The sequence below is a fragment of the Thioalkalivibrio sp. XN279 genome, assembly GCF_011089885.1.
In the GTDB taxonomy this organism is placed as follows: domain Bacteria; phylum Pseudomonadota; class Gammaproteobacteria; order Steroidobacterales; family XN24; genus XN24.
Window position 1 is genome coordinate 1 of the sequence record NZ_JAANBD010000020.1, and the last position, 255, is coordinate 255.

The 255-nt window shown below is 67.8% G+C and carries 1 pseudogene; it reads right to left on the bottom strand.

Annotation, left to right across the window (positions count from 1 at the left end):
* A pseudogene (locus tag G8346_RS02875) lies at positions 1-255 on the bottom strand (chemotaxis protein); the annotation flags it as partial.

The window sequence follows — 255 nt, forward strand, 5'->3', positions numbered from 1 at the left end:
GGCTGGGGCATTGGGCTTGGCGGCTGGGGCGCGTGCCGGGGCGATGTAAGCGGTCTTTGATTCGTCCATGCGGAACACGGCGACGGCTTCTGCGAGGCCGTGAGCCTGGTCCTCGAGGGAGCCTGCGGCGGCGGCGGACTCTTCGACCAGGGCGGCGTTTTGCTGGGTGACCTCGTCCATTTGTGCGACGGCGGTGGAGACCTGCTCGATGCCCTGGCTCTGCTCGTCAGAGGCGGCGGAGATCTCGGCCATGAT